24 protein-coding genes and 1 pseudogene are annotated in these 25,346 nt (G+C 65.2%); 18 read left to right on the top strand and 7 right to left on the bottom strand.

The features are described 5' to 3' along the window. Together AAGA11_04480 and AAGA11_04475 are read right to left on the bottom strand one after the other, a co-directional pair. On the bottom strand, positions 1-1,622 hold a 1,622-nt coding region (locus tag AAGA11_04480), incomplete at its 3' end, for a GTP-binding protein (protein ID MEM9602093.1). 80 nt (positions 1,623-1,702) lie between these two features. Then, a pseudogene (locus AAGA11_04475) lies at positions 1,703-2,272 on the bottom strand (MFS transporter). Between the two features lie 240 nt (positions 2,273-2,512). Here AAGA11_04475 and cyoA point away from each other — a divergent pair. The 5 genes from cyoA (at position 2,513) to AAGA11_04450 (ending at position 7,420) form a co-directional block, all read left to right on the top strand. Further along, entirely contained in the window at positions 2,513-3,547 is a 1,035-nt protein-coding gene (gene cyoA, locus AAGA11_04470; GenBank protein ID MEM9602092.1) for a ubiquinol oxidase subunit II, read from the top strand. A 55-nt stretch (positions 3,548-3,602) separates the two neighbouring features. Further along, positions 3,603-5,636 (top strand): cytochrome o ubiquinol oxidase subunit I, encoded by a 2,034-nt coding sequence (cyoB, locus tag AAGA11_04465; protein ID MEM9602091.1) that lies wholly within the window; start codon positions 3,603-3,605, stop codon positions 5,634-5,636. A 71-nt stretch (positions 5,637-5,707) separates the two neighbouring features. Next, positions 5,708-6,289, top strand: a complete 582-nt coding sequence (gene cyoC, locus AAGA11_04460; protein ID MEM9602090.1) for a cytochrome o ubiquinol oxidase subunit III — start codon at positions 5,708-5,710, stop codon at positions 6,287-6,289. Next, positions 6,286-6,645 carry a cytochrome o ubiquinol oxidase subunit IV gene (gene cyoD, locus AAGA11_04455; GenBank protein ID MEM9602089.1) on the top strand — a complete coding sequence of 120 codons (360 nt, stop codon included), beginning with the start codon at positions 6,286-6,288 and terminating at the stop codon, positions 6,643-6,645. Before cyoC ends, cyoD begins: the two co-directional genes overlap by 4 nt. Position 6,646: 1 nt before the next feature. Continuing rightward, the gene (locus AAGA11_04450; GenBank protein ID MEM9602088.1) at positions 6,647-7,420 is read left to right on the top strand and encodes an SURF1 family protein; all 774 of its coding nucleotides are present in this window, start codon (positions 6,647-6,649) and stop codon (positions 7,418-7,420) included. Here AAGA11_04450 and AAGA11_04445 read toward each other — a convergent pair. Then, entirely contained in the window at positions 7,381-8,277 is an 897-nt protein-coding gene (locus AAGA11_04445; protein ID MEM9602087.1) for a LysR family transcriptional regulator, read from the bottom strand. The genes AAGA11_04450 and AAGA11_04445 overlap by 40 nt on opposite strands. A 115-nt stretch (positions 8,278-8,392) precedes the next feature. Between AAGA11_04445 and AAGA11_04440 the strand changes: the two genes are divergently transcribed. The 8 genes from AAGA11_04440 to AAGA11_04405 all read left to right on the top strand — a co-directional run bounded on the left by AAGA11_04440 (position 8,393) and on the right by AAGA11_04405 (position 16,294). Further along, the gene (locus AAGA11_04440; protein ID MEM9602086.1) at positions 8,393-8,989 is read left to right on the top strand and encodes an NAD(P)H-dependent oxidoreductase; all 597 of its coding nucleotides are present in this window, start codon (positions 8,393-8,395) and stop codon (positions 8,987-8,989) included. 1 nt (position 8,990) lies between these two features. Next, entirely contained in the window at positions 8,991-9,749 is a 759-nt protein-coding gene (locus AAGA11_04435; protein MEM9602085.1) for a pirin family protein, read from the top strand. Beyond that, positions 9,746-10,690: a pirin family protein gene (locus tag AAGA11_04430; GenBank protein ID MEM9602084.1), complete on the top strand. Its 945-nt coding sequence runs from the start codon at positions 9,746-9,748 to the stop codon at positions 10,688-10,690. The genes AAGA11_04435 and AAGA11_04430 overlap by 4 nt, the downstream gene beginning before the upstream one ends. A gap of 485 nt (positions 10,691-11,175) precedes the next feature. Beyond that, positions 11,176-13,062: a PhoX family phosphatase gene (locus tag AAGA11_04425; GenBank protein ID MEM9602083.1), complete on the top strand. Its 1,887-nt coding sequence runs from the start codon at positions 11,176-11,178 to the stop codon at positions 13,060-13,062. Between the two features lie 371 nt (positions 13,063-13,433). Next, positions 13,434-13,934 carry a PepSY domain-containing protein gene (locus AAGA11_04420; protein MEM9602082.1) on the top strand — a complete coding sequence of 167 codons (501 nt, stop codon included), beginning with the start codon at positions 13,434-13,436 and terminating at the stop codon, positions 13,932-13,934. Positions 13,935-13,976: 42 nt separating this feature from the next. Then, on the top strand, positions 13,977-14,297 hold the full coding sequence (locus AAGA11_04415; GenBank protein MEM9602081.1) for a hypothetical protein: 321 nt from the start codon (positions 13,977-13,979) through the stop codon (positions 14,295-14,297). Between the two features lie 24 nt (positions 14,298-14,321). Beyond that, on the top strand, positions 14,322-14,981 hold the full coding sequence (locus AAGA11_04410) for a response regulator transcription factor (protein ID MEM9602080.1): 660 nt from the start codon (positions 14,322-14,324) through the stop codon (positions 14,979-14,981). Next, entirely contained in the window at positions 14,978-16,294 is a 1,317-nt protein-coding gene (locus AAGA11_04405; GenBank protein ID MEM9602079.1) for a HAMP domain-containing sensor histidine kinase, read from the top strand. The genes AAGA11_04410 and AAGA11_04405 overlap by 4 nt, the downstream gene beginning before the upstream one ends. Before the next feature lie 20 nt (positions 16,295-16,314). Here the strand turns inward: AAGA11_04405 and AAGA11_04400 are convergent, their stop codons facing one another. Both AAGA11_04400 and AAGA11_04395 read right to left on the bottom strand, forming a co-directional pair. Beyond that, entirely contained in the window at positions 16,315-17,007 is a 693-nt protein-coding gene (locus tag AAGA11_04400) for an SDR family NAD(P)-dependent oxidoreductase (GenBank protein ID MEM9602078.1), read from the bottom strand. Positions 17,008-17,138: 131 nt separating this feature from the next. Beyond that, on the bottom strand, positions 17,139-17,342 hold the full coding sequence (locus AAGA11_04395) for a dodecin family protein (protein ID MEM9602077.1): 204 nt from the start codon (positions 17,340-17,342) through the stop codon (positions 17,139-17,141). Positions 17,343-17,662: 320 nt separating this feature from the next. Between AAGA11_04395 and AAGA11_04390 the strand changes: the two genes are divergently transcribed. The 4 genes from AAGA11_04390 to AAGA11_04375 are packed head-to-tail and all read left to right on the top strand — an operon-like array spanning position 17,663 to position 22,662. Further along, a complete protein-coding gene (locus tag AAGA11_04390) occupies positions 17,663-18,628 on the top strand; it encodes an NAD(P)-binding protein (protein MEM9602076.1) in 966 nt (321 codons plus the stop codon). A 57-nt stretch (positions 18,629-18,685) separates the two neighbouring features. Then, entirely contained in the window at positions 18,686-20,194 is a 1,509-nt protein-coding gene (locus AAGA11_04385; GenBank protein ID MEM9602075.1) for a deoxyribodipyrimidine photo-lyase, read from the top strand. A 33-nt stretch (positions 20,195-20,227) separates the two neighbouring features. Then, positions 20,228-21,439: a CaiB/BaiF CoA-transferase family protein gene (locus AAGA11_04380; GenBank protein ID MEM9602074.1), complete on the top strand. Its 1,212-nt coding sequence runs from the start codon at positions 20,228-20,230 to the stop codon at positions 21,437-21,439. After that, positions 21,439-22,662 (top strand): FAD-binding domain-containing protein, encoded by a 1,224-nt coding sequence (locus AAGA11_04375; protein MEM9602073.1) that lies wholly within the window; start codon positions 21,439-21,441, stop codon positions 22,660-22,662. Before AAGA11_04380 ends, AAGA11_04375 begins: the two co-directional genes overlap by 1 nt. A gap of 20 nt (positions 22,663-22,682) precedes the next feature. Here the strand turns inward: AAGA11_04375 and AAGA11_04370 are convergent, their stop codons facing one another. Continuing rightward, a complete protein-coding gene (locus AAGA11_04370; GenBank protein ID MEM9602072.1) occupies positions 22,683-23,267 on the bottom strand; it encodes a hypothetical protein in 585 nt (194 codons plus the stop codon). Positions 23,268-23,426: 159 nt separating this feature from the next. Between AAGA11_04370 and AAGA11_04365 the strand changes: the two genes are divergently transcribed. Continuing rightward, entirely contained in the window at positions 23,427-23,768 is a 342-nt protein-coding gene (locus AAGA11_04365; GenBank protein ID MEM9602071.1) for a helix-turn-helix domain-containing protein, read from the top strand. Positions 23,769-23,779: 11 nt separating this feature from the next. Here AAGA11_04365 and AAGA11_04360 read toward each other — a convergent pair whose 3' ends face one another. Beyond that, positions 23,780-25,330: a cryptochrome/photolyase family protein gene (locus AAGA11_04360; GenBank protein MEM9602070.1), complete on the bottom strand. Its 1,551-nt coding sequence runs from the start codon at positions 25,328-25,330 to the stop codon at positions 23,780-23,782. Positions 25,331-25,346 lie beyond the last annotated feature (16 nt).

The following is a 25,346-nucleotide window of genomic DNA, read 5'->3' as shown; positions in this document are numbered from 1 at the left end:
GCGGCCCGGATGTTGGTGAGCTTCTTGCCGCGAACGACGTTAACCACCAGATCGCCCGCTTTGCAGTTCTCGCCAACGACTTGGCCCTCGTACACCTCGTCGCCGGGGCGTACGAAGAAGACGCCGCGGTCGTAGAGCGCGTCCAGGGCGTAGGCGGTCACCATGCCGGGTTCGCTAGCGATCAGCACGCCCGCGGGCCGCGGCGGCGTGGCGCCACGGACCGGCTCGTAGCCGATCACGGTGTGGTGGATGATGGCGTTGCCGGCGGTGGCGGTCAGCAGCCGGCTGCGCAGGCCAATCAGCGACCGGGCGGGGATGGAAAACTCCATGTGCACAAAGCCAGATGTTCCCGCCCGCTGGCCCAGGGCGATCACCTCCGCCCGGCGGTCGCCCACCAGCGACATGACCGCGCTCTGGTGCTCCTCGGGCACGTCGACCACGAGCCGCTCGATCGGCTCTTCCTTGACTCCGTCCAGATCGCGGAGCACGACCTCGGGCTTGCCGACACTGAGCTCGAATCCCTCGCGGCGGAGGTTCTCGATCAGGATCCCCAGGTGCATCAACCCGCGGCCGGAGACACGGAACTGGTCGCGCGTGGCGCCTGGCTCGACCCGCAGGGCGACGTTGCTGCGGAGTTCTTTCTCCAGGCGGGCGCCGATCTGCCGGCTGGTTAAGTAGTCGCCCTCGCGGCCGGCGAGCGGGCCGTCGTTCACCCGGAAAGTCATGTGCAGCGTTGGCTCGTCGATGGCGATCGCGGGCGCCGCCACGGGGCTTTCGGCCGAACAGACGGTGTCGCCAATCTCGATGGGGTCGAGGCCCACCAGCGCGGCGATGTCCCCGCAGGCGACCGTTTCCACCTCCGTGCGATCAAGCCCATCGAACGTAAACAGCTGACCGATCTGCTGCTGCGTGGCCTCGCCGGTCCGAGTTACCACCGCCACACGGCCGCGGTTGGCGACGCTGCCGGCTAGCACTTTGCCGATGCCGATCCGGCCGACGAACTCTGAGTAATCGACCGTGGTGATGAGCAACTGGGTCGGGGCGTCGGCGTCGCCGCCGGGCGGGGGAACGTGCTCCACGATCGCCTCGAGCAGCGGCCGCATGTCGGTCCGCTCGTCCGTCAGGTGCTCCGCGGACCAGCCCTGCTTGGCCGACGCGTACAGAACGGCGAAGTCCAGCGTGTGGTCGTCGGCGCCGAGGTCCACCAGCAGGTCGAACACCTCGGTCAGCACCTCGTCGGGGCGGCTGTCGGGGCGGTCGACCTTGTTGACGACCACGATCGGCTTGAGCCCCAGGCCGAGCGCCTTCTGCAGCACAAACCGGGTCTGGGGCATCGGCCCCTCGAAGGCGTCGACCAGCAGGAGCACGCCGTCGGCCATCATCAGCACACGCTCGACCTCACCGCCGAAGTCGGCGTGGCCCGGCGTGTCGATCAGGTTGATCCGGTAGTCGTCGCCCGCGGCCGACTGGTACCGGACGGCGCAGTTCTTGCTGAAGATCGTGATGCCGCGTTCACGCTCCAGGTCGTTCGAGTCGAACACCAGGCCGTGCTGACCGCCGGCGAGCTTGTCGAGCTGCTCGGACCGGTAGCGGCCCGACTGGTACAGCAGCTGGTCGACCAGCGTTGTCTTGCCGTGGTCGACGTGGGCGATCGCGACGGCTCGAGAAGCGCAGGGTCGCTGCCGAAGTTCTCTGTCAGCAGTCGCAAGCGGGCGAACAGGGAAACGATGTTGACGGCAAGCACGCAGAAAAATGCAAAACGCCACCCGAAAGAGAAAAATTCTTCTTCTGTTAAAAAGTCGGTCAAGACGTAAAATAGCGAAGCTGCGACAGCAAAGCCGATGGGTGCGCCCAACTGCGGAACCATCCCGTACAGACCGCGTCGGTTGACTGGAGACGCGGCCTGCAACTGCAGCGTAAAGCCGTCCCATGACGCACCGAGGCCCAGCCCTTGAATGACTCGCAGTACAACCAGCAATGCGGGTGCATACCAGCCAATGCTGTCAAAGCTCGGCAACAGGCCTATCGCCATCGTGGCGCTTCCGAGCAGCAACAAACCAACGACGATCTTGCCCGCTTTGCCGATGCGGTCCTGCAGCTTGCGACCCAACAGGGCGGCGACAGGCCGCGCCAGAAACGCGAGTGAAAACACGGAAAAGCTGATGAGTGTGCCGGTCAACGGCTCGAACATCGGAAAAAACAACCTGGGGAAGACCAACGCCGACGCGATTGCGTAAACGAAGAATCCGAAAAAATCGGTCACACGCGCCATGACGACCGTCGTGACCACTTCATCGATTGAGACAGAGGGTTTGATAGGTGTGTTCTCTTGCGCCATGTTCCGTTCCCACATCGCCGTCACGCCACGCCGTGACGCAGACAAAAAATATACAGAAATCCGTCTCGGATCGGCAAAATTCCCGCGTCTGTTGTAGGCTCCGACACAGGGAAGCGAGCGCCGTTCATCGGCTGCCCGGACGCCCTTCGCCAAACAGGATGTTCGGTGGACGCCATGAACAATAGCCTCACTCGCGCGACGCTGCTCGTCAGCTTACTCATGCTCTCCGGCTGCGAGCTGGTCGTGATGGATCCCTCCGGCGACGTCGCAAGCCAACAAGCCGATCTGATCGTCTACTCGACCATCATGATGCTCATCGTCATCCTGCCGGTCATGGCGATGACCGTGTTCTTCGCGTTCCACTTCCGTGCGAGCAACAAGAACGCCACCTACGAGCCCGACTGGGACCACTCGATCAGCCTGGAAATCGTCATCTGGTCTGTGCCGATGGCCATCATCATCTGCCTCGCGGGCCTGACCTGGGTTGCCACACACCGGCTGAACCCCTACGACCCGCTCACACGCATCGACGAAACCACACCCGTCACCGAAGACGTCGAGCCTCTGCAGGTCCAGGTGGTCGCGCTGGACTGGAAGTGGATGTTCATCTACCCGGAATACAAGATCGCCACCGTCAACGAATTGGCATCCGTGGTCGATCGACCCATCGAGTTCAAACTGACCTCCGAAACCGTCATGAACGCGTTCTACATCCCGGCCATGTCGGGCATGATCTACACCATGGCCGGCATGGAGACGGAGCTCAATGCGGTGTTGAACGAACCGGGAAGCTACGACGGTTTCTCGGCAAACTACAGCGGTGCCGGTTTTTCGCACATGCGCTTCAAGATGCACGCGTTCGATCAGGCCGGTTTCGACGCGTGGGTCGACGGCGTGCGCAGCAGCGACACTGCGCTGAACCGGGCGCAGTACCTGGAGACGGCGACTCCGAGCATCGACGACCCGGTCCGCTTTTTCAGCAGTGTCGAAGACGGGCTCTGGGAGGCGATCCTGAACCGGTGCGTGGACGGCGAGTCGCTCTGCCAGAACGACATGATGATGGTTGATGCACTCGGCGGTGGTGGTTTGCTCGGTTTGCACAACCGCGAGATCTACCGTGGCATGTGTCTCGCCGACGATTCGCGCGCCCTGCTCGCCTTGCTCAAACCCGCTGCGCGCGATCAGTGGCAGCTTTTCGCGGAGTACTGACGTGACCACGCGACTGCGACCCGACACCCGAACACCGATCCGCGGAGTGTGACCCATGGCCTCAGCTCTTGACGCACACGGCACGGCCGGCGCCGACACCGCACACCCCCTTTTCGGCAAGCTGACCTGGGACGTGTTCCCGCTCTACGATCCGGTGATCCTGTCGACCTTCATCGGGGTGGTAGTTGGCGGGGCCGCGCTCGTTGGCGCGCTGACCTACTTCAAACTCTGGGGCTACCTCTGGCGCGAATGGTTCACCTCGGTGGACCACAAGAAAATCGGCATCATGTACATGGTGCTGGGTATCGTGATGTTGCTGCGCGGTTTCGCCGATGCGCTGTTGATGCGCGCCCAACAGGCGCTCGCGTCCATGGGCATTGGCAGCTTCCTCGACCCGCACCACTACGACCAGATCTTCACCGCGCACGGCGTGATCATGATCTTCTTCGTCGCGATGCCGCTCGTGACCGGCTTCATGAACTACGTGATGCCGTTGCAGATCGGTGCGCGGGATGTCGCTTTCCCCTTCCTGAACAACCTCAGTTTCTGGCTGACAGTGTCGGGCGCCGTGCTCATCATGGTGTCACTGTTCGTGGGCGAGTTCTCGACTGCCGGTTGGTTGGCGTACCCGCCGTTGTCCGGCCTCACCTTCAGCCCCGGCGTCGGGATGGACTACTACCTCTGGTCGCTCAACATCGCAGGCATCGGCACGACGCTCTCGGGAATCAACCTCATCGTCACGCTGGTCAAGATGCGTGCGCCCGGCATGAGTTGGATGAAGATGCCGGTGTTCTGTTGGACCACGCTCTGCACCAACGTGTTGATCGTGGCGACTTTCCCGGTGTTGTCGGCAACCCTGGCGCTGCTGACCGCAGACCGTTACCTCGGTACCAACTTCTTCACGAACGACCTCGGTGGCAACCCGATGATGTACGTGAACCTGATCTGGATCTGGGGTCACCCGGAGGTCTACATCCTGATACTGCCGATTTTCGGCATCTTTTCCGAAATCGTGCCAGTGTTCACCGGCAAGCGTCTGTTCGGCTACACCTCGATGGTGTACGCCACCTGCGTGATCATGATCCTGTCGTACATCGTGTGGTTGCACCATTTCTTCACGATGGGGGCCGGCGCAAGCGTGAACTCCTTTTTCGGCATCACGACCATGATCATCTCGATACCGACAGGTGCGAAGCTGTTCAATTGGTTGTTCACGATGTACAAGGGCCGTGTGCGTTTCGAGCTCCCGATGATGTGGACGCTGGCCTTCATGCTGACCTTCGTCATCGGTGGCATGACGGGCGTGTTGCTCGCCGTACCGCCAGCGGACTACGTGCTCCACAACAGCCTGTTCCTGATTGCGCACTTCCACAACGTCATCATCGGCGGTGTCGTCTACGGCATCTTCGCAGGCATCGTGTTCTGGTTTCCCAAGGCGTTCGGCTTCAAGCTCGACCCGTTCTGGGGCAAGGTCAGCTTCTGGGGCTGGGTGGCTGGCTTCTACCTTGCCTTCATGCCGATCTATGTCCTCGGCCTGATGGGTGTGACACGCCGACTCAGCCAGTTCGAAGACACAATCTACGGCGCCTTTTTCGTGACTGCGGCGATCGGCGCCCTGCTCATCGCTGTCGGCGTCGTTGCGTTCATCATCCAGATCGTGGTGTCGGTTCTGCGCCGTGAGTCGCTGCGAGATCACACCGGCGACCCCTGGGACGGTCGCACACTGGAGTGGTCAACGACCTCCCCGCCACCGTATTACAACTTCGCACTCACGCCCAAAGTCCACGAGCTTGATGCCTGGGCGCAGATGAAAAAACTGGGCGTCGCTCGGCCAGGTGCACACTTTCAACCGATTCACATGCCGAAATCCACTGCCTCGGGCGTGCTGATCTCGGCTGCGGCGACGGTGATGGGGTTTGCGTTGGTGTGGCATGTCTGGTGGCTGGCCGCGGCGGCCTTCCTGTCGACGGTGGCCTACGCGATCATGCACACCTTCGACTACGACCGTGATTACCACGTCCCCGTCGACGAAGTGGCCGCCATCGAGTCGGCCGGTGGACCGGGCTCAAGCGGGAGTGCCGCAACGTGAGCACACCGACACCGACCGCCACGGCGCTCGACATCCCGTTGGGCGATCCCCCGCAGACATCGGATTTCTACGTGATCGACGAGGGCGATCACGGCCACAGCTCCCCCACCATGCTGGGATTCTGGCTGTACCTGATGAGCGATTGTCTGATCTTCGGCATCCTGTTCGCTGTGCACGCCGTGCTCGGCCAGAACTACGCCGCAGGCCCTTCACCAGCGGACCTGTTCGATCTTCGCCTGATTGCGGTGTCGACGGCGATGTTGCTGCTGTCGTCGATCACCTATGGCTTCGCAATGATCGCGATGCAAGCACGGCAACTGCGCGCCTTAGTTGTCTGGCTGATTGTCACCGGGCTCTTCGGGTTGGGGTTCCTCGGACTAGAGATCTATGAATTCGCCCACCTGTGGCAAATCGGCGCCACACCGAACGCAAGCGCCTTCCTGTCTTCGTTCTACCTGTTGGTGGGCACCCACGGCCTGCACGTCACCGTCGGCGTGATCTGGCTCTGTGTCCTGCTCTCGCAGCTGGGATTGCACGGCATCACACCCGCAAACGAGCGGCGCGTGATGTGCCTGAGCCTGTTCTGGCATTTCCTCGACCTCATCTGGATCGGGGTGTTTTCCTTCGTGTACCTGACAGGGGTGATCCTGTGAGCCAAGAGCACGCCGACAGCATGCACGCAACCACACGCGGCTATCTCACCGGGTTTGCATTGTCCGTGGTACTGACCGTGATCCCGTTTGCCTGGGTGATGTCGGGTCAGGCCGACAACCTCGGTGTCAGTCTGATGGTGATCTTCGGCCTCGGCGCCGCACAAATCCTCGTGCACGTGCACTATTTCCTGCATGTCTCGATCAAGGTGGAAGCCGGATGGCAGGCACTGTCGCTGGTGTTCACTGCCATTCTGCTGGTCATCATTCTCGCCGGCTCCATTTGGGTCATGCTGCACTTGCACGACAACATGATGCCGGACCACGAATTGATCGACCGCGTGCGCAACCTGCCCTGAGATGGACACGCAGCGCCGTCCTTGGGTGCGCGTCACCGTGGTGTGCGCCACGCTGCTGGTGTTCGTGTGCCTGGTTCTGCTGGGCAACTGGCAGCTACGGCGCCTGGCGTGGAAACAGGACCTCATCGACACGGTGACCGCCCGCGCCTTCCAGCCTCCGGTGGCTCCACCGACGCACTTCGATGTGTCCCGCCACCGCTATGCACGTGTGGCCGTGACCGGTGTCTTCGATCACGATCTGAGCCAGAGAGTCAAAGCGGTCACCGAACTCGGTCCGGGCCACTGGCTCATGGCCCCACTGTTTGCAGCAGAGGGTGTCTATTGGATCAACCGAGGGTTTGTGCCCAGTGGCAGTGGCCCCGCAGACTGGGTGTCGCCCGAGGGCACGCAGACCATCCTGGGCCATGTGCGTGCATCGGTGCCACATGGCACGCTGCTCGAGAAGAACGACCCGACGGCCGGGCGGTGGTTTTCGCCCGACACGGCGCAACTCAGCACCCACGCCGGGCTGTCACGTGCAGAACCCTTCTACATCGCAGCTGAACACGCCCTGGCTCCCGACGCCTGGCCACGCGGCAGCCTGATGCCACTCACGTTCCGAAACAACCACCTCAGCTACGCGCTCACCTGGTATGCGATGGCAGCTGGTCTGCTGGTCGCCTGTGTCTGTGTGTTTCGGGACAGTCGGCGGCGACGTGGCACCGACAGCCATCAACGAGGCCAAGATTGCAACGATCAGCCAGCCTCCGAGCCACCGCAACAGTCGACCAGGTGATCGATCAGGGCGCGCACGCGCTGCGGCAAGTGCCGCGTGGCCGGATAGACCGCAAACAGTTCGAGCGTGTACCAGTCAACGTCGGGCAGCAGTTCAACCAGATCACCGCGTTCAATCGCCTGATCGACGATGAACCGGGGCAAGAGCACGACGCCGAGCCCGCGACACGCCGCGTCGCAGAGAAACTCACCGTTGTCGGCTGACAACCGGGCCTGCAACTCAATCTCGCCCACGGTGCCGTCGGTGTCCACGTACGGCCAGCGTTTGCGCTCGCGCAGGCCAAAGCGCAGTTCCGGCATCAGCGTGAGGTCCGCGGGGCGGGTCGGTGTGCCGTTTTGCAGCAAAAAGACAGGGCTCGCCACCGCGGTGTGGGTGATGGTTTCGAGCTTCCGCGCCTTCAAGGTCGAGTCCGGCAGATCGGCGATCCGCAACGCCACGTCGAATCCTTCGGCGATCAGATCTACCTTGCGATCGCTGAACTGCACGTCGAGGTGTACATCCGGGTGCAGTTCGCAGAACGACGAGAGCGCTGGGCCGAAGCGCGCAAGGCCAAAGGAGAGCGGGACCGACACCCGGATACGCCCGGCCAGCGGACTGTCTTCAACCCGTCCGAGCGACTCCATGTCCTGCCAGGCTGCCAGCAACTCGGTGGCGCGCTCGTAGAGGGCCTGGCCCTCGTCGGTCAGGTGCTGTGTGCGTGTCGAGCGCACCAGCAGCTGGGCACCCAGGCGTTGCTCGAGCTCGCGAATCCGGCGGCTGACGATCGACTTGCCGATGCCCAGTTGCGTGGCGGCGGCGGTGAAGGAACCGGCTTCCACGGTTCGGACAAACACGGCAATTTCGTCAAATCGGCTCATGAGGTCTGCGGTGTTGTTGCGATTCTGAGAACACTGTAACCCGCCGAAGCGGGCTTATCTTTGGCGTGTGCACGCCCACTATAGCCACACCAGAACTCAAAACGGTGAACCTGCCATGCACATCCTCCGCATCGACGCCAGCGCGCGCCAGACCGATTCCGTCTCCAAACAACTCGGCGATCAACTGGTCGACGCATTCGCTGCGCAACACGACACGACCGTGACCGCCTTCGACACCAACTCCGGCGCGCCGTTCGTGGACGCCGACTGGATCGGTGCCAACTTCACACCTGCCGATGCCCGCTCGGACGCGCAGCGCGACGCGCTCGCCTACTCCGACGCGCGCGTCGCGGAGCTCAAGGCAGCAGACCTGGTGGTGATCACCACGCCAATCTACAACTTCGGTGTACCTGCCACTCTCAAGGCCTGGGTCGACATGGTCGCCCGCGCCGGGTTGACGTTCCGCTACAGCGAGAACGGTCCGGTCGGCCTGCTCGAAGGCAAGCGCGCCGTGGTGCTCGCCACGTCGGGCGGCACACCGATCGGCAGCGACATCGACTTCGCGACGCCGTACCTGAAACACGTGCTCGGCTTCGTCGGCATCCACGACGTGACCGTGATCGGCGCCGCCGGTCTCGCGGGCTCGAAGGACCCGGCGGCGGTGATCGCGGCAGCACAGGCCGAAGCGCGCGCGCTGGCAGAGGCCGCCTGACATGGCCACCGTGACCGCCACCCAGGATCCGGGCGTCGCGCCCGTGCCCGCAGCCGCGCTGCGGGTGCGGCGCGCAGACGCGCGCGGCCAGGCCGACTTCGGCTGGCTGACATCGGCGCACAGTTTCAGTTTCGGAAACTACCACGACCCGGCGCACATGCAGTTCGCCAACCTGCGCGTGATCAACGACGACCACGTCAGTGCAGGCAAGGGCTTCGGCGCCCACCCGCACCGCGATGCCGAGATCTTCTCGTACGTCGTGGCGGGTGCACTCGAGCACCGTGACAGCCTCGGTAACGGCTCCGTGGTGGGTGCGGGCGGCGTGCAATACATGAGCGCCGGACGCGGTGTGGTGCACAGTGAGTTCAACCCGTCTGACACCGATCCCGTGCGTTTCCTGCAGGTCTGGTTGATGCCCGATCAGCTCGGCGGCGAGCCGCGCTACGACACGCTCGATATCGACCCGAGCGACAAGGACGGCAAGCTCGCGTTGTTCCTGTCGCGAGACGGCCGCAACGGGTCGATGCGGGTGCAGGCGCAGGCCGACGTGTACGCGGCCACGCTGTCGGGCAGCCAGCAGATCACGCACACCCTGGCCCCGGGACGGGCCGTCTGGATTCAGGTCGTCAACGGCAGCGTCGCGGTGAACGATACCCCGCTGCGCCAGGGTGACGGGCTCGCGGTGTCGGCACCGGGAAGCTTGACCCTGCATACCGGCGTGAGCGCGGAAATCCTGTTGTTCGACCTGGAGGCAGCATGAGTTGGAACCCGGCACTTGACGCCCACTGCCCCGACCCGGGCGATGTCGACGCCATCGAGACCCTGATCGTCCCGCGCGCCCACGACCTCGGCGGCTTCAGCGTACGGCGCGCGCTGCCAACCGCCCAACGGCAGCTGGTCGGCCCGTTCATTTTTTTCGATCAGATGGGCCCGGCGGAATTCATCACTGAGGGCGGCATCGACGTGCGTCCGCACCCGCACATCGGCCTCGCCACGGTGACCTACCTGCTCCAAGGCGAATTCCAGCACCGGGATTCGCTCGGCACCAACCAGATGATCTACCCGGGCGAGGTCAACCTCATGACCGCCGGCAAGGGCATCACCCATTCCGAACGCACCAGCCCGGAGACCCGTGCCGCACGCCACGCACTCTACGGCATCCAGACCTGGCTGGCCCTCCCAGAGGAGCACGAGGACACCGCGCCCGATTTCGAGCACACCGGCGCCGACGCGCTGCCCTTTCTCGAAGCCGAAGGCAAGACGGTGCGGCTGATCCTCGGCAGCGCCTACGGCGAGCGCGCACCGGTGCGCACCCATTCGGAGCTCTTCTACGCCGACGCCGTGCTCGAAGCGCACACCCACCTGCCCATGCCGGACGAGCACGAAGACCGTGGCCTCTACATCCTCAGCGGCAGCATTCGCGTGGCTGGCCAGGACCTCGACGCCGGCCGTATGGCGGTCTTTCGCCCCGGCGACAAGATCAGTGTGCAAGCCGGGTCCGAAGGCGCGCGACTGATGTTGCTCGGCGGCGCCACGCTGAACGGGCCTCGCCACATCTGGTGGAACTTCGTGTCCTCGTCACGCGAGAAGATCGAAGACGCCAAGCACGCCTGGCAGCGTGCCGCGCAATCGGGTCATTGGGACGAGACGACCTTTACGCTGCCACCGGGCGATGACCAGGAGTTCATTCCCCTGCCGTGATACCGGACCGAAGTCCAAGCGTCACGTTCACTGTGTCTTGCAGGCGCGCGTCAGCGCCGGGTGCAGCACCCCACTGGCCATCGCAGTCCGGTTAACACAGGTGTGCGTGCGTGTTGCTCGCAGCAGGCAATCGAGCCAGTCGAGTCGGACCGGGACAGCGCCCTGCTCACACGGCGACCGTGCCATCCGGAACCGCATCGGCCTCGCGAGGCATGGCAGCGCAGGCTGCTGTCCAGATCACCGCAGCACAGTGGGGTTGCAATGCCACACAGCCCAGTTGTCCTCCGTGGATGTTACAGTCGCTTTTTGCTCGTGCACGGGTGGCCATGCGCCCCTTGCTCGACGCCTCCAATACAGCGGCCGCGTCACGTTAGCGTTCGGCGTACAGCACACGTCAGTGTCTCTCCGCGCATGTGTGGTAGCGTATCAACTTCATGTAGCCATACTTGCAAATAACAATTGATTGCATCTTCAAGGAGAGCAACATGCGCAAGCACGACGACATGTCGTTCGATGATTACGATGAGCTCATCAATCCCAGACCAAACGAAACCGACTTCGACCGTATCGTCGACAGGGCACTGACGCGCCGCGACCTGATGAAAGGCATCATGGTGTTCGGCGGCGTCGCTGCCCTCGGTAGTACGCTTGTTCCCACTGCCACACACGCCGCCACCAACGGATTCGCGTTTGACGCCGTGTCCATGAGCACCGACGACAGCGTCGCAGTGCCTCGGGGCTACCGTGCTCAGGTCATGGTCCGCTGGGGCGACCCGCTCTGGTCTGATGTGCCAGAGTTCGACCACGCGACCCGCGGTACCGGTGCGAGCCAGGCACGTGCTTTCGGCGACAACAACGACGGCATGGAAGTCTATTCAGTTGGGGACAAGACCATTCTGATCGTCAACAACGAGTACACCAACAAACGCATCATCTGGGGCAACCACGACGATGGAAAGGCGGCGTCCGACGATGACATCCTCAAAGGCATGAACGCGCACGGCCTGACTGTCACCGAGATTGTCGAGACTGACGGCGTCTGGGGCATCGTCAAGGACAGCCCCTTCAACCGCCGCGTGACCCCCGACGTTGAAATCGATATTGCAGGCCCGGCAGCTGGCCATAGTCTGATGCGCACGCGACGTGACCCAGCCGGCCGAGTGGCGCAAGGTACGTTCAACAACTGCGGCAACGGGTCGACCCCCTGGGGCACATACCTCGCCTGCGAAGAAAACTTCAATGGCTACTTCGCGACCGACGACCAGGCATACCCTGTGTCGCCGGAGATGAAACGCTACGGTATTTCCCCTAGCGGTCGCGGCTACGATTGGCACAGAATCGATGACCGCTTCGACCTTGCCAAGACCGCCAACGAGTACAACCGCCACGGGTTCGTGACAGAGGTCAATCCCGCGGACCCGACCAGTCGCCCGAAGAAGCGGACGGCACTCGGCCGCTTCAAGCATGAAAACGCCGAGGTTGTCGTCAACGCCGATGGGCGCATCGTCGTCTACATGGGCGACGACGAGCGTGGCGAGTTCCTCTACCGCTACGTCTCCAACGGCGTGTACGCGCCGGGCGGTGAAACCGACTCCCTGCTCGACGACGGCACGCTCTACGCCGCACGCTTCCACGAGAACGGCACGGGTAAATGGCTTGAACTCTCGCCTGCGACCACCGGCATGACCAACCAGGCCGAGGTCTGCATTCACACGCGCCAAGCGGCCTCGACCGTCGGTGCAACCACGATGGACCGCCCCGAGTGGGTCGCGTCCAACCCCACGTCCGCGGAGGTCTACTGCTGCCTGACCAACAACAAGAACCGCGGCAAAAAACCCAATGCCGGTGGCGACGAGACCCCGGTCGGCGGGCCCAACCCACGCGAAGCCAACAGGTTCGGCCAGATCGTACGCTGGCGGCCAGAGGGCGCCGACCACACCAGCAACGACTTTGAGTGGGACCTCTACGTGCTGGCGGGTAACCCGACTGTCCACCAGGACGCGCGAGCCGGTTCGGAGAACATCAATGAAGGCAACATGTTCAATTCCCCCGACGGCTTGAAATTCGACTCGAACGGCCTGCTGTGGATCCAGACCGACGGCAACTACTCGAACGAGAAGGACTACGCCGGCCAGGGCAACAACCAGATGCTCGCGGGTGACCCGGCCAGCGGCGAGATCCGCCGCTTCATGACCGGCCCGAAGCAGTGCGAGGTCACCGGCCTGACCTGGAGCCCGGACCGCCGCACCATGTTCGTCGGTATCCAGCACCCGGGTGAGCGCGGCGAGGGCCACTGGCCCGAGGGCGGCGACGCCGTGCCCCGCTCGGCGATCGTCGCGGTCACCCGAGAGGACGGCGGCGTGGTTGGCTGACACCCTACCCAGCCGTGGCCCGGGCCACGGGGACCCGGGCTGCACCCGTGGCGCGGCGCAACGCCGCCCACATTTCCCTCACTCGCCAGCCTTTGCGCGTGCTGACGTGCACTGACACACTTTTACACTCGTGCCCAGCTTCGCTGGATGTTGTCGTCACGAGTTGAAGAATCGAGCGAAAACAACGATTTGCGAGAACCGCAGCGCAGTGTACGTTTTGGTACATGAGCAGCGGAAGCGCAGCAAACGTTGTTTGCAGCCGATTATCCGGCTCGTGACGACAGCATCTAAGAAATCCCTAATTTTCGCTCCATAGACTTCACACCACTGGCAGCAACGCCAGCCCTGAAGACACACACTTGGAGCACACCATGAAGAAGTCCACCACCCTCGCCGCCCTCGGTGGCGCCAGCCTCGCCGCCCTGATCGCGGTGACGTCCGCCGCGCAGGCCCACACCGCCAAGTACGACGCCGTGACCGCTGTCGGCACCGACCTGCCCGCCGCACTCGCGCTGGCCCGGGCCGCGGTGCCCGGCACCGTGATGGGCGCCGAACTCGAGCGGCACAAGGGCCAGATGGTCTGGGAGATCAAACTGCTGGACGAGAACCAGCAGCGCACGCGCCTGATCCTCGACGCTGACACCGGTGAGGTGCTCAAGCAAAAGGCGAAGCGCAAGCCGGCACGGCACACGGTCGAGGCCGTGAGTATCGAAGCGGCCCTCGAAGCGGCTGACATCCCGGCGGATGCGCGGGTGATCGAAGCCGAACTCGAGCGCGACGACGGCAAGGTGATCTGGGAGATCGAAACGATCGGACCGGACAACACGCGCACCGACATCGACATTGACGGGGAAACCGGTGCTGTCCTCTGAGGACAGCACGGACCCCGCACGACACGATACAAGGAGACTCTGATGATCAACACAAACCACTCGGTGCACATCGACGGCACCACACTGAACCGCGGCGAGTTGCTGAAACACCTGCGACTCGACGGCGACGACCGCATGACCCGCTGGGTGATTCGTCCCCTGGCCCTGCTGACCGCAGCGGGCATCGGTGTCGCCGCGGTGCTGGCCAGCGTCCTGATCCTCGCGGTGTCGCTGGCCCTGGTGCCGCTCATGCTGCTCGGTGGTTGGGCGGTGCGGCGCAAGGTCGAGAAAGCCATGGCCGAGGACGGCGTCACGATCGACGCCGAACCCGCACCCGCACCGACGGCCGAAGCGCAGGCCTGAGGGCAGAGCGTTATAGTTCGCACCATGCGCATTCTGCTCGTCGAAGATGATCCGGAAATCGGGGCCGCCATCGCCAGTGCGCTGGAAGACGCTGGCATGGCGGCCGATTGGGTCCGGGACGGCAACGCCGCCCTCGCCTCGATCCGCTCCGGCAGTTTCGGGCTGGTGCTGCTCGACATCGGCCTGCCGGGCGCCGACGGCTTGACCGTGCTGCGCCGCGTCAGAGACCAGCGCAACAACGTGCCGGTGATCGTGATCACCGCGCGAGACGCAGTCGAAGACCGCATCAGCGGGCTCGACCTCGGCGCCGACGACTACCTGGTCAAGCCCTTCCTGGTCAGCGAGCTGATGGCCCGCGTGCGCGCGGTGGCCCGGCGGCACGCCGGTGCCGGTCAGCCGGTGCTGAGCAACGGCACGCTGACGATCGACCCCGCCACCAAAACCACCGAGCACAACGGCGCCGAGATCACGCTGACCGGCAAGGAATACCGCCTGCTGCACACCCTGCTACTGACCCCGGGGCGCATCTTCACGCGCGAGGAACTCGAGGCCCAGGTCTACACCTGGAACGAGGAAGTGAGCAGCAACGCCGTCGAGGTGTTGATTCACAGCCTGCGCAAGAAGACCGACAAGACCACGATCAAGAACGTGCGCGGCCTGGGTTGGATGGTGCCCAAAGCGTGAGCGAGACGCCGGCGCACCCACAACTTGCCCGTCGGCTGCGCCGAGCGCTGCTGGCCACCTTGCTCGCCTTGCTGATCCTCGCCACCCTCGCCGCTGCGATTTCGGCGTACTTCGAAGTCAGCGACGCGCAGGACGAAGTCCTGCTCTCGATCGGCCGACTGGTCGAGACCAATCAGATCGGCGCGGTCACGGACGACGAGGTCTTTGACGACGACCGCTTCGACGACAGCGCTGTCCGCATCTGGGAGTTCGGCCGCGAAACGCGCCGCAGCATCCAGGTGCGGCGCAACCTGCGCGCGGGGTTTCACACCGTGCACGAGGGCAACGAGCGCTGGCGGATCTACCTCACCCGCCCGAACCGCGCCGGTCAACGCTTCATCGTTGCGCAACAACACAGCATCAGCACCGAGTTCGCCGGCAGCAGCGCCTGGAACACCGCCGCCCCCTTGCTGCTGCTCTTTCTGATCGCCCCGCTCCTGGTGACCTGGATCGTCCGGCACCACTTCACGCCGCTGAACACCCTCGCCCGACGGGTTGACCAGAGCGACTCCCTGACGCTCGACTTCGGCGACACCGCCGCCGTGCCGGAGGAACTGGTGCCGTTTGTCGACGCGATCGACGCGCTGCTCGACAAGAACGCGGCCTTCAACGCGCGCCAGCAACGATTCATCGCCGACGCGGCGCACGAACTGCGCACACCGATCACCGCGCTGTCGCTGCAGCTCGAGAACACCGCGTCCGCGCCGGACGAGGCGACCCGCGCCGAGCGCCAGGCGCGTCTGGCGACCAGCGTCGAGCGCTTGCAGCGGCTGGTCGGTCAACTGCTCGATCTCGCCCGTGTGCAGGCCGAACAAACAACCAACGACACGGTCGTGGGCCTCGACACGCTGGTGCGCGAACACCTCACCGACTTCGTCCACCTGGCCGAGCACAAGGACATCGAGTTGAGCGTCGAGCAGCTCGCGTCGGTGGCCGTTACCGACCGCAACCACCAATTGCAACACGTGGTGCGCAATGCGCTCTCCAACGCGATCAAGTTCACCCCCGACGGCGGTGCGGTGTCGGTCGCTGTGACGCGGGATGGCGGCGACGCGGTGTTCCGCGTGACCGACACCGGACCCGGTGTGCCGGCGGACCAGCTGGCGCGGCTCAGCGAGCCCTTCTTCCGCACCGCAGACCACGCCAGCGGCCTCGGAGCCGGGCTTGGCCTTGCGATCTGCCAGGAAATCGCCGAACGCCTCGGCGGCACGCTGCACCTCGCGAACCGGGCGCCGCACGGCTTCGAGTTCCAGGTCCGCCTGCCGGTGGCCTGACACGCCCCGAGGTCAGCGCGTCACCACTCGACGGTCTGGCCCTCGAAATCGAAAAAGCCACCGGTGTCGGCAGCGTCCAGGCCGTCGATCACGTCGAGCAGCTGCCCCGCCGCCACCTCGGGTGACGCCGTGTAGCGTCCGCGCGCGTAGCGGCGCGTGAGCTCGGTTTCCACCGTGCCGGGGTGCAGCGCCACGACAATGGCGTGTGGGTGAGAGCGCCCGGCTTCGATGGCCGCGCAGCGCACCACCTGGTTGAGGGCGGCCTTGCTGGCCCGGTAGCTGATCCAGCCCCCGAGGCGGTTGTCACCGATGCTGCCGATCCGCGCCGACAAGCTGGCGAACACGCTGCGCCGGTCGGCAATCAGCATCGGCATGAGGTGCTTGAGCAGCAACGCCGGGCCCAGTGCGTTGACCGCAAAGCTGCGCGCCATGTGCGCTGCGGTGATTTCGCGAAACGCTTTCTCCGGGCGCTGGCCATCGACATCGAGGATGCCGGTGGCGTCGATCACGGTGTCGAAGCGTCGGCCGGTGGCTGTCAACTCGGCCACGGCCGATACCACGCTCGCTTCATCGGTGATGTCAAGCGCGTGGTCACGGCGGCTCAGGCCGACCACCTCTGCTGGCGGTCGGCGGGCACGCAGCGCTGTCAGCAGTGCGTCGCCCAAACCGCCGCTCGCCCCGAGGACCAATGCCGACGTGTCGTCAGCGGCCATTCAGGTGAACACGCGGCTTGCCGACTGCACGGCCTGCTCCGCACAGGTGGACCGGGCAGTCAGCGTGGTCACGCTGCAAACCCGTTCAATACCGACGCCTTTTCCAGGCTTGGCATGTACTACGCTCTGCCTCACCCCTTGAGCACGAACGTGACTTTCATGTTCACGCGGTACTCGCTGACCTTGCCGTCCTCCACCACCACTTTCTGGCTCTCGACCCAGGCACCGGTGATGTTCTCGAGCGTCTTGGACGCGCGTTTGATGCCTTTGCGAACGGCATCGTCAAAGCCTTTGGAACTTGAAGCCGTGATTTCGGTTACGCGGGCAACTGACATGATCATCCTCCTGGTGGTCAAACGAGCTCGCAGTATAGGGGACGCAACGACTGCAGAAAAAGGCCGAACAACGGCCGCAATCGTGTGCACCCGGCAAGGTTGCGACTCGGCGATAGAACGCTCCTGACGTTGTGTCAACGCTGACCCGCGCCAAGGCCGTGTCTGCCGAGCCCAGGGCACCGCCGGCTTGCTCACGCCCGCTGGTCATGCACAGCGGCGTGTGTTGATGCAGCTTGCAAGGCGCCGACCGACGCGGGGAACACCGAGTCGCATTACCGCGGCCCCTTGCGTATGCTCCACCGTTTTTGCGAGTGATCACGATGGCTTCACTGCCCCGCATTGCGGTTGTCGGCGCTGGCGTCGCCGGCATCACCTGCACCGCACGTTTGCACGCGGCAGGCTTTCCTGTGCAGCTTTTCGACAAGAGCCGCGGCCTCGGTGGGCGGCTCGCCACCCGGCGCTGGCCGTCCGGGATCGCTTTTGACCACGGCGCGCCCCATTTCACGGCTGAGAGCGAGGTCCTTCGCGCCGCACTCGCCGCTGCAGGGGACGCCGTCGAACACTGGCAACCGCGCACCGACGGCGAGAGCGTCAACAGCTTCGTGGGTGTGCCGCGCATGAACAGCTGGCTCAAACCCGCCTTGGCAGGCGTCGCGCCACAGCTAAACACACAGATCCAGGCCGTCGCGCCCGCGGGTGACGGCTGGTCGCTCGCCATAGACGGGCGCCGAACCACGGTGCAGGCCGATGCGGTGATCCTCGCGACACCGTCGCCACAGGCCGCGGTGATGGCGGCCGTCGACACCGATCTCGCCGCGCGCCTCGCCGCGGTCGACTACGCCCCCTGCTGGGCGCTGTTGCTGCAACTCACCGATCACGCCCCCGTCGCGCGCGATGTGTCCACTGCCTTCGGCGCCGACAGCCCGCTCGTCTGGCTCGGCCGCAACGCCGGCAAACCGGGGCGTGATGACGACAACACCGGTTGGGTCGCCCACGCCAGCGAGGCCTGGAGCCGTGCGCAGCTGGAACTCACCACCGACGCCGCCATCGCTGCGCTGCTGCCCAGTGTGCTCGACGCCCTCGGTATGCCGCGCACGGCTGTGGCCAAGACCCAGGCACACCGCTGGCGTTACGCCAACGTGCGACGCGCAGCCGAGGCGCCCTATCTGCACAACGCCGCCAACACGCTCTTCGCGATCGGCGACGGCTGCCTCGGCGGCGGGGTCGAGGGTGCCTTCACGAGCGGTGCCACGCTGGCCGACGCACTGATTGATCGTCACAGCTGACGAACCCAATCCCCCGCCATCGGTCTCACCGCCACCGATACCGCCACGCACGCGCCCATGACCGCCCCCCTGCAACTCGTCTGGTTCAAACGTGATCTGCGCGTACAGGACCACGCCGCGCTCGCGCAGGCCGCGGCGCACGGTCCGGTGCTGCCGCTCTACATCGCCGAGCCCGGTTTGTGGGCGTTACCCGACCACGCCGAGCGCCAGTGGGCCTTTATCGCCGAGACCCTGGCCGAACTGCGCGAGGCCCTCGCAGCCCGCGGTCAACCGCTGGTGATCCGCGTTGGCGAGGCCGTGCCGATTCTCGAACGGGCGCGCAAACAGCTCGGGGTTGCCGCCATCTGGTCGCACGAGGAAACCGGCAACGCCTGGACCTACGCGCGCGACCGCGCGGTGGCGGCCTGGGCGGCCGACCGCGGTTTGCCCTGGCACGAGCTGCAGCAGACCGGCGTGGTCCGCCCGTTGGGTAACCGGGACGGCTGGGCCGGGCGTTGGAACCGGTTCATGGCCGAGCCGGTGGTGAACGCGCCCGAGGCGCTACCGCCGCTGGCAGACGTCGAACCCGGCGCCATCCCCGACAGCGACAACCTCGGCCTCACAACGGCACCCTGCCCCGAGCGCCAGCGCGGCGGTCGACACGTCGGCCTCGAGACACTCTCGAGCTTCCTCAACGAGCGGGGCGCACCCTACCGCGCGGCCATGTCCGGTCCGGTCAGCGGCGCTGTCCATTGCAGCCGCATCAGCCCGTACCTCGCCTGGGGGGCGCTGTCGATGCGCGAGGTTGCCCACGCCACCTGGGCACGCCGCGCCCAACTCAAGGCACTCGACGGACCGACCCCGTGGCGCCAGTCGATGAGCAGCTTCGAAAGCCGGCTGCACTGGCGTGACCATTTCATGCAGAAGCTCGAAGACGAACCGCGGCTCGAGCACGAAAACCTGCACCGGGCCTACGACGGACTTCGCCCGTGCGAGCCCGATACCGCGCTCTTGCAGGCGTGGTGCAGCGGCCAGACCGGCCTGCCCTTCGTTGACGCGTGCATGCGCATGCTGATTCACACCGGTTGGATGAACTTCCGCATGCGGGCCATGCTTGTGGCGGTTGCGAGCTACCACCTGTGGCTCGACTGGCGCGCCACCGGCGAGCACATCGCGCGGCAGTTCACCGACTACGAACCCGGCATCCACTGGTCGCAGGTGCAGATGCAATCGGGCACCACCGGCATCAACACGGTGCGGATATACAACCCCGTCAAGCAGGGCATCGACCAGGACCCCGGCGGGGAGTTCATCCGCCGCTGGCTGCCGGAACTCGACGACGTGCCGGATCTGTACATTCACATGCCCTGGGAGTGGGAAGGCGCACACACGTTGCTTGGCTCGCGCTACCCCGAGCCGATCGTCGATCACCTGGCCGCCGCCAAACACGCGCGCGAACGGATCTGGGCGGTGCGCAAGGGCGAGGCCTTCAAGCGCGAGGCGGATGCCATTCAACACAAACACGGCAGCCGCAAGAGCGGCGTGCGTTCGCCGCGCGCGCGACGGCCACGGCGCAACACCGGCTGATACACTCGGGCTGCGCACGCACCGCGAACACCCATGACCACTGACGCCCACCGCCCCCTCGCCGGCATCCGCGTTCTCGACCTCACCAATGTCCTGGCCGGTCCGTTCTGCTGCCACCAGCTCGCCCACCTCGGCGCCGACGTGATCAAGGTCGAGGTGCCTGGCAATGGCGACCTCGCGCGTCAACTCGGCGCCGACCCGACGCTGAACGCCAAGGGCATGGGCGTGTCCTTTCTCGCCCAGAACACCGGCAAGCGCTCGATCACGGTCAACCTCAAGCACGACGAGGGCAAACGCGTGTTGCGCCGGCTGGTCGCCGGTGCCGATGTGCTGGTCGAGAATTTTCGGCCGGGGGTGATGGACCGCCTGTCGCTCGGCCACGCGGCGCTTCGCGCTGACAACCCGCGGCTGATCTACTGCGCCATTTCCGGCTTCGGCCAGACCGGGCCCTTGCGCGGTGCCCCGGCCTACGACCAGATTGTCCAGGGGCTGTCCGGGGTGATGAGCATCACCGGGGACGACACCTGTGCGCCCCTCAGGGTCGGCTACCCGGTCGGTGACACCGTCGGCGGGCTGACCGCCGCGTTCGCAATCAGCGCGGCACTGGCGCGACCGGTGGACGAGCGCGGTGCGTTCATCGACGTGTCGATGCTCGACGCCCTGCTCGCCACCATGGGATGGGCGGTCTCGAACTACCTGGTCGCCGACCAGCCGCCGCGCGCGATGGGCAACGAGAACATCACCGCGAGCCCCTCCGGGGCCTTTGCAACCGCGGACGGGCTGATCAACATCGCCGCCAACAAGCAGGAACAGTTCGAAGCCCTCTGCGACACCGTCGGTCTTCCCGCCCTGGTGGAGGACCCGCGCTTTGCGGTGCGCCAGGCGCGGCTCGAACACCGCGCTGCGTTGAAGCAGGCGCTGGAGTCGGCCCTGCAGCGCGAAGCGACGGCGCATTGGGTCGAGCGTCTCACGGCCGTCGGCGTCCCCGCCGGCGCCGTGCTCGACGTCCCTGCCGCGCTGGCCCACCCGCAGGTGGCAGCGCGCGGCCTGGTTGGCAGCTACCCGGACACCCCCCACGTCGACCGCCCGGTGCACGTCGCGCGCACCGGTTTGCACATCGACGGCACCGCCCCGGGCACCACCGCACCGCCGCCGGCGCTCGGCGCCGACACGCACGCGATCCTCGGCGAACTCGGGTACAGCCCTGATGAAATCGACGCCCTGCACGACGCGGGTGCGGTCTAGTGCCTCCGTTCGAGCCAAGCCGCGCTGCCGCGGAGGCCGCCCTGCAGGCCTTTTTGCCGCGCGCCGGGCACGCTTACCGCGCCGAGCGCAACCACGACCGCGGCCCGGGTCACCACAGCGCTGTCTCACGCCTGTCGCCGTGGTTGCGGCACCGCTTGCTGCTCGAGGACGACGTGCTGCGGGCGGTGGCGGCGCAGCACACCGTGCGCGACGCCGAGGCCTACCTCGCGGAGGTGTTGTGGCGCGGCTATTTCCGCGGTCACCTCGAACACCGGCCGGCAGTCTGGGCACGGTACCTCGAGGAGCGCATTGCCGCACAGGCCGCACTTCAGGACGACGACCGCTTGCGCGAGCAGGTTGAAACGGCCACCCGTGGCGAGACCGGCATCGCCTGTTTTGACGCGTGGGTGCACGAGTTGCGCGACACGGGCTACCTGCACAACCACGCCCGCATGTGGTTCGCGAGCATCTGGGTATTCACCCTGCGTCTTCCCTGGCAGCTTGGCGCCGACGTTTTCCTGACCCACCTGATCGACGGCGACCCGGCGGCCAACACGGGCTCCTGGCGTTGGGTCGCTGGCTTGCACACGCCCGGCAAGACCTACTGCGCGACGGCAGACAACATCGCCCGCTTCACAGGGGGTCGTTTCGGTACCGTGACGGGTCTGGCCGATACGGCACCGGCGCTGACCGAATCGCCCCTGCCACCGCCGCAGCCGCCGGTGTTCTCCGCGACAGCACCGCTGCCGGCGGGCGCACGCCTCGGGTTGCTGCTGCTCGAGAGTGATTGCCAGGCCGAGTCGCTGCCGCTGCCACAGGCACCCGCCAGCGTCCTCGCGCTGACCGACCCCTGCGCCCGATCGGTCGCGCCCCTCGCGCCGGCCGCCGCGCAGTTCACGCGTGCCGCACTGAGCGATGCACTGCAGCGTGCAGGCCACGCCTTCGACCTGACGCCGCACGGCGACGACCGGGAGGATTGGCGTGCAGCCGTGCGCGACTGGCTCAACCGGGACCGCGTGGACGCAATCGCCGTCGCGCGCCCACCGATCGGCTGGGTTCACGACCGCGTGGAGCCGGTGCTGCGTGCGCTGGAACTGGACGGCGTGCCTTTGCACCGCATCACCCGTGTCCACGACCAACGCGTGTGGCCTCACAGCAGCAAGGGCTTCTTCAAATTGAAGAAGCCCCTCAGCCAGATCGTTGCCAGCGCTGTAGAAGGCTGACACCGCGACAGCGGCTGTGCTCAATCGGCGCGGATCAACGGCTGTTGCAGGCCGACGCGCGGACGGTGCTCGGGCAGGTAGAACCCGGTGCCGTCGACATGCTTGGCACCCATGAACAGAAGATTGGGCGTGTCGGCGCGGACGTAGAGGAAGTCGTGGTCGACGACCACGTTGCGGCCCTCGACAAAACGCGAGAGTGCACAGGGTTTGCCGAGGATGTCGCGTGTTTCATTCAGCACGAACGGTCCCTCACCGCAGGCCCCCTCCGGCAAGCCGTTCAGCTGGTCGACCATAGCCGGCAAGCGGACAGTCAGCGACAGGGCGCGGTTGAGCACGTAGTCCTGCGACCAGGCCCCGTCGGCGGCCGGATTCGCACCGTGCCACACCAATTCGCCGGCGAAGTCGTAGGTGGCAGCCGGATGCTCGCACGCCGCGTCGGCGTACACCGTGATGGACGCTTCGAAACCCGCTTTGGCGTCGTAGCGAAAGTCCCGAGTCAGGTAGGTCGGTTGTGGCGCCAGCGCGGGGTCTGCCGGGTTGGGCTGCGGTCTGATTTCGCAGCTGATCGAAGTCCAGTGGCCGACGATGCGTTGCTGCAGCGACACCAGACTCGTTTCCGTTGCGAGTGATATTTGGCAAGCCAGGCACGACGTGGCGGCGATAAGAAAAGGGAATTTCATGACAGGTTGTTTTGTTTGACTGAGTGTCCGAATATAAGTACAAGATATTTCAAGAACAATTAGTCACATTTTTCTGGTCTAGTCATGATTTCCAGACCATCTGCACCCGATCCCACCGCCGACTGCCCGGTAAGCCACTGCCTGAAAGTGGTCGGCGGCAAATGGAAACCGGTGATCCTCTTCTGCCTGAGCCACGGCATCAATCGCTTTGGTGCGCTGCGCCGGGCCATCCCCGGCATCACCAAGCACATGCTCACGCAACAACTGCGCGAGCTCGAGGCCGACGGCGTCATCACGCGAACGGTGTACGCCGAGGTGCCACCGCGCGTGGACTACGCGCTGACGGCCCGAGGCACGTCGTTGCGCTCCGTCATCACCGCCATGAAGCGTTGGGGCGAGCGCGATCTCGCTGCCGGAGCGGGCTGAGCGGCACGCACTCAGCGCAGTTGTGACAGGAAAGCGCGGGCGCTGTCCCGGTAGGCCGCCTGGGTTTCTGGCGCGAACCGGTGCCAGGTCCGGTACATCTGCGCCATACGCGGGTTGCTCGACAGCATGTCGGCGTTGCGGGCGAGAAAGTCCCAGTAGAGTGCATTGAACGGGCACGCCGCTGGGCCGGTCTTCTGCTTCACGTCGTAGCGGCAATGCTTGCAGTGGTCGGACATCTTGTTGATGTAGTTGCCGCCCGCGGCGTAGGGCTTGGAGCCGAGCAGCCCGCCGTCGCCGAACTGGCTCATCCCGAGCGTGTTGGGCAACTCGACCCACTCGACGGCGTCGGCGTACACCGCGAGGTACCAGCTGTGGACCTGGTGCGGGTCGACACCGACCAGCATCGCAAAGTTGCCGGTCAGCATCAGGCGCTGGATGTGGTGGGCGTAGGCCTCCTCGAGCGTTTGTGTGATCGCCGAACGCAGGCAGGCCATGTCCGTCTCGCCCGTCCAGTAGAACGCGGGCAAATCGCGCTCGGCCGACAGCGCATTGCGGGTAACGTACTCGGGCATGAAGTGCCAATAGATGCCGCGCACGTACTCACGCCACCCGAGGATCTGGCGAATGAACCCCTCCACGGCATTGATCGGGGCGTGGCCGCGGTGGTACGCGGCTTCGGCGGCCTTGCAGACGGCGAGCGGGTCGAGCAACCCCACGTTCAGGTAGAGCGCGATGACAGCGTGGTAGAGAAAGCGTTGCCGCTGCAGCATCGCGTCCTGGTAGTCACCAAAATGTGGCAGCGCCTTGTCGATGAAGTGCGTCAGCGCGGACTCGGCATCGGCGTGCGTCACGCCGAAACGGAAGGGCTCGAGTGACCCGATGTGATCCGGGAACCGGGTTTTCACAAGGTCGATGACGGCCCGCGTCTGGGCATCGGGTTGCACGCCGAAGGGCGCCGGCGGGTCGAGGTCGCTGGGCGCGCGTTTGCGGTTTTCCGCGTCGAAATTCCAGGCCCCGCCAACCGGCTGCCCAGCGTCCATCAACAGGCCTGTGCGCCGCCGCATGTCGCGGTAGAAATACTCCATGCGGAGCTGTTTTCGACCGGTGGCCCAGGCGGCAAAGTCGGCGGGTGTGGCGAAAAAGCGGTCGTCGTCGTGCACACGCAGCGGCATGCCGTTCGCCTCGCACCAGCTGCAGATGGCGTCTTGCACGCGCCACTCCCCCGCTTGTGTGATGACAACCGCGTCCGGCTCCAAGCGGTTACAGGCGCGCTCAAGCTCCCCCACCAGTGACCCGCTGTTCGCAGGGTCATCCAGCGCGGTATACCCCACATCCCAGCCCGCGCCACGCAGATGCTCGGCAAAATGGCGCATCGCCGAAAAGAAGAACACGAGCTTCTTCTTGTGGTGTTTGACGTAGGTCGCCTCGTCATTCACCTCGGCCATCAAGACGTGGTCGGCGCGCGGGTCACCGTGGCGCAAGGCCGTCAGCGATGGCGACAACTGATCACCCAGCACCAGAATCAGGTCAGGCACTGCTCGCACTCCTGTGGGGCATGGCATGGACGGCACGCGCCCG

The organism is Pseudomonadota bacterium (assembly GCA_039196715.1).
Lineage (GTDB): Bacteria > Pseudomonadota > Gammaproteobacteria > CALCKW01 > CALCKW01 > CALCKW01.
Note: the sequence above shows the minus strand (reverse complement) of the source record. Positions and strands in the feature narration are given on the sequence as shown.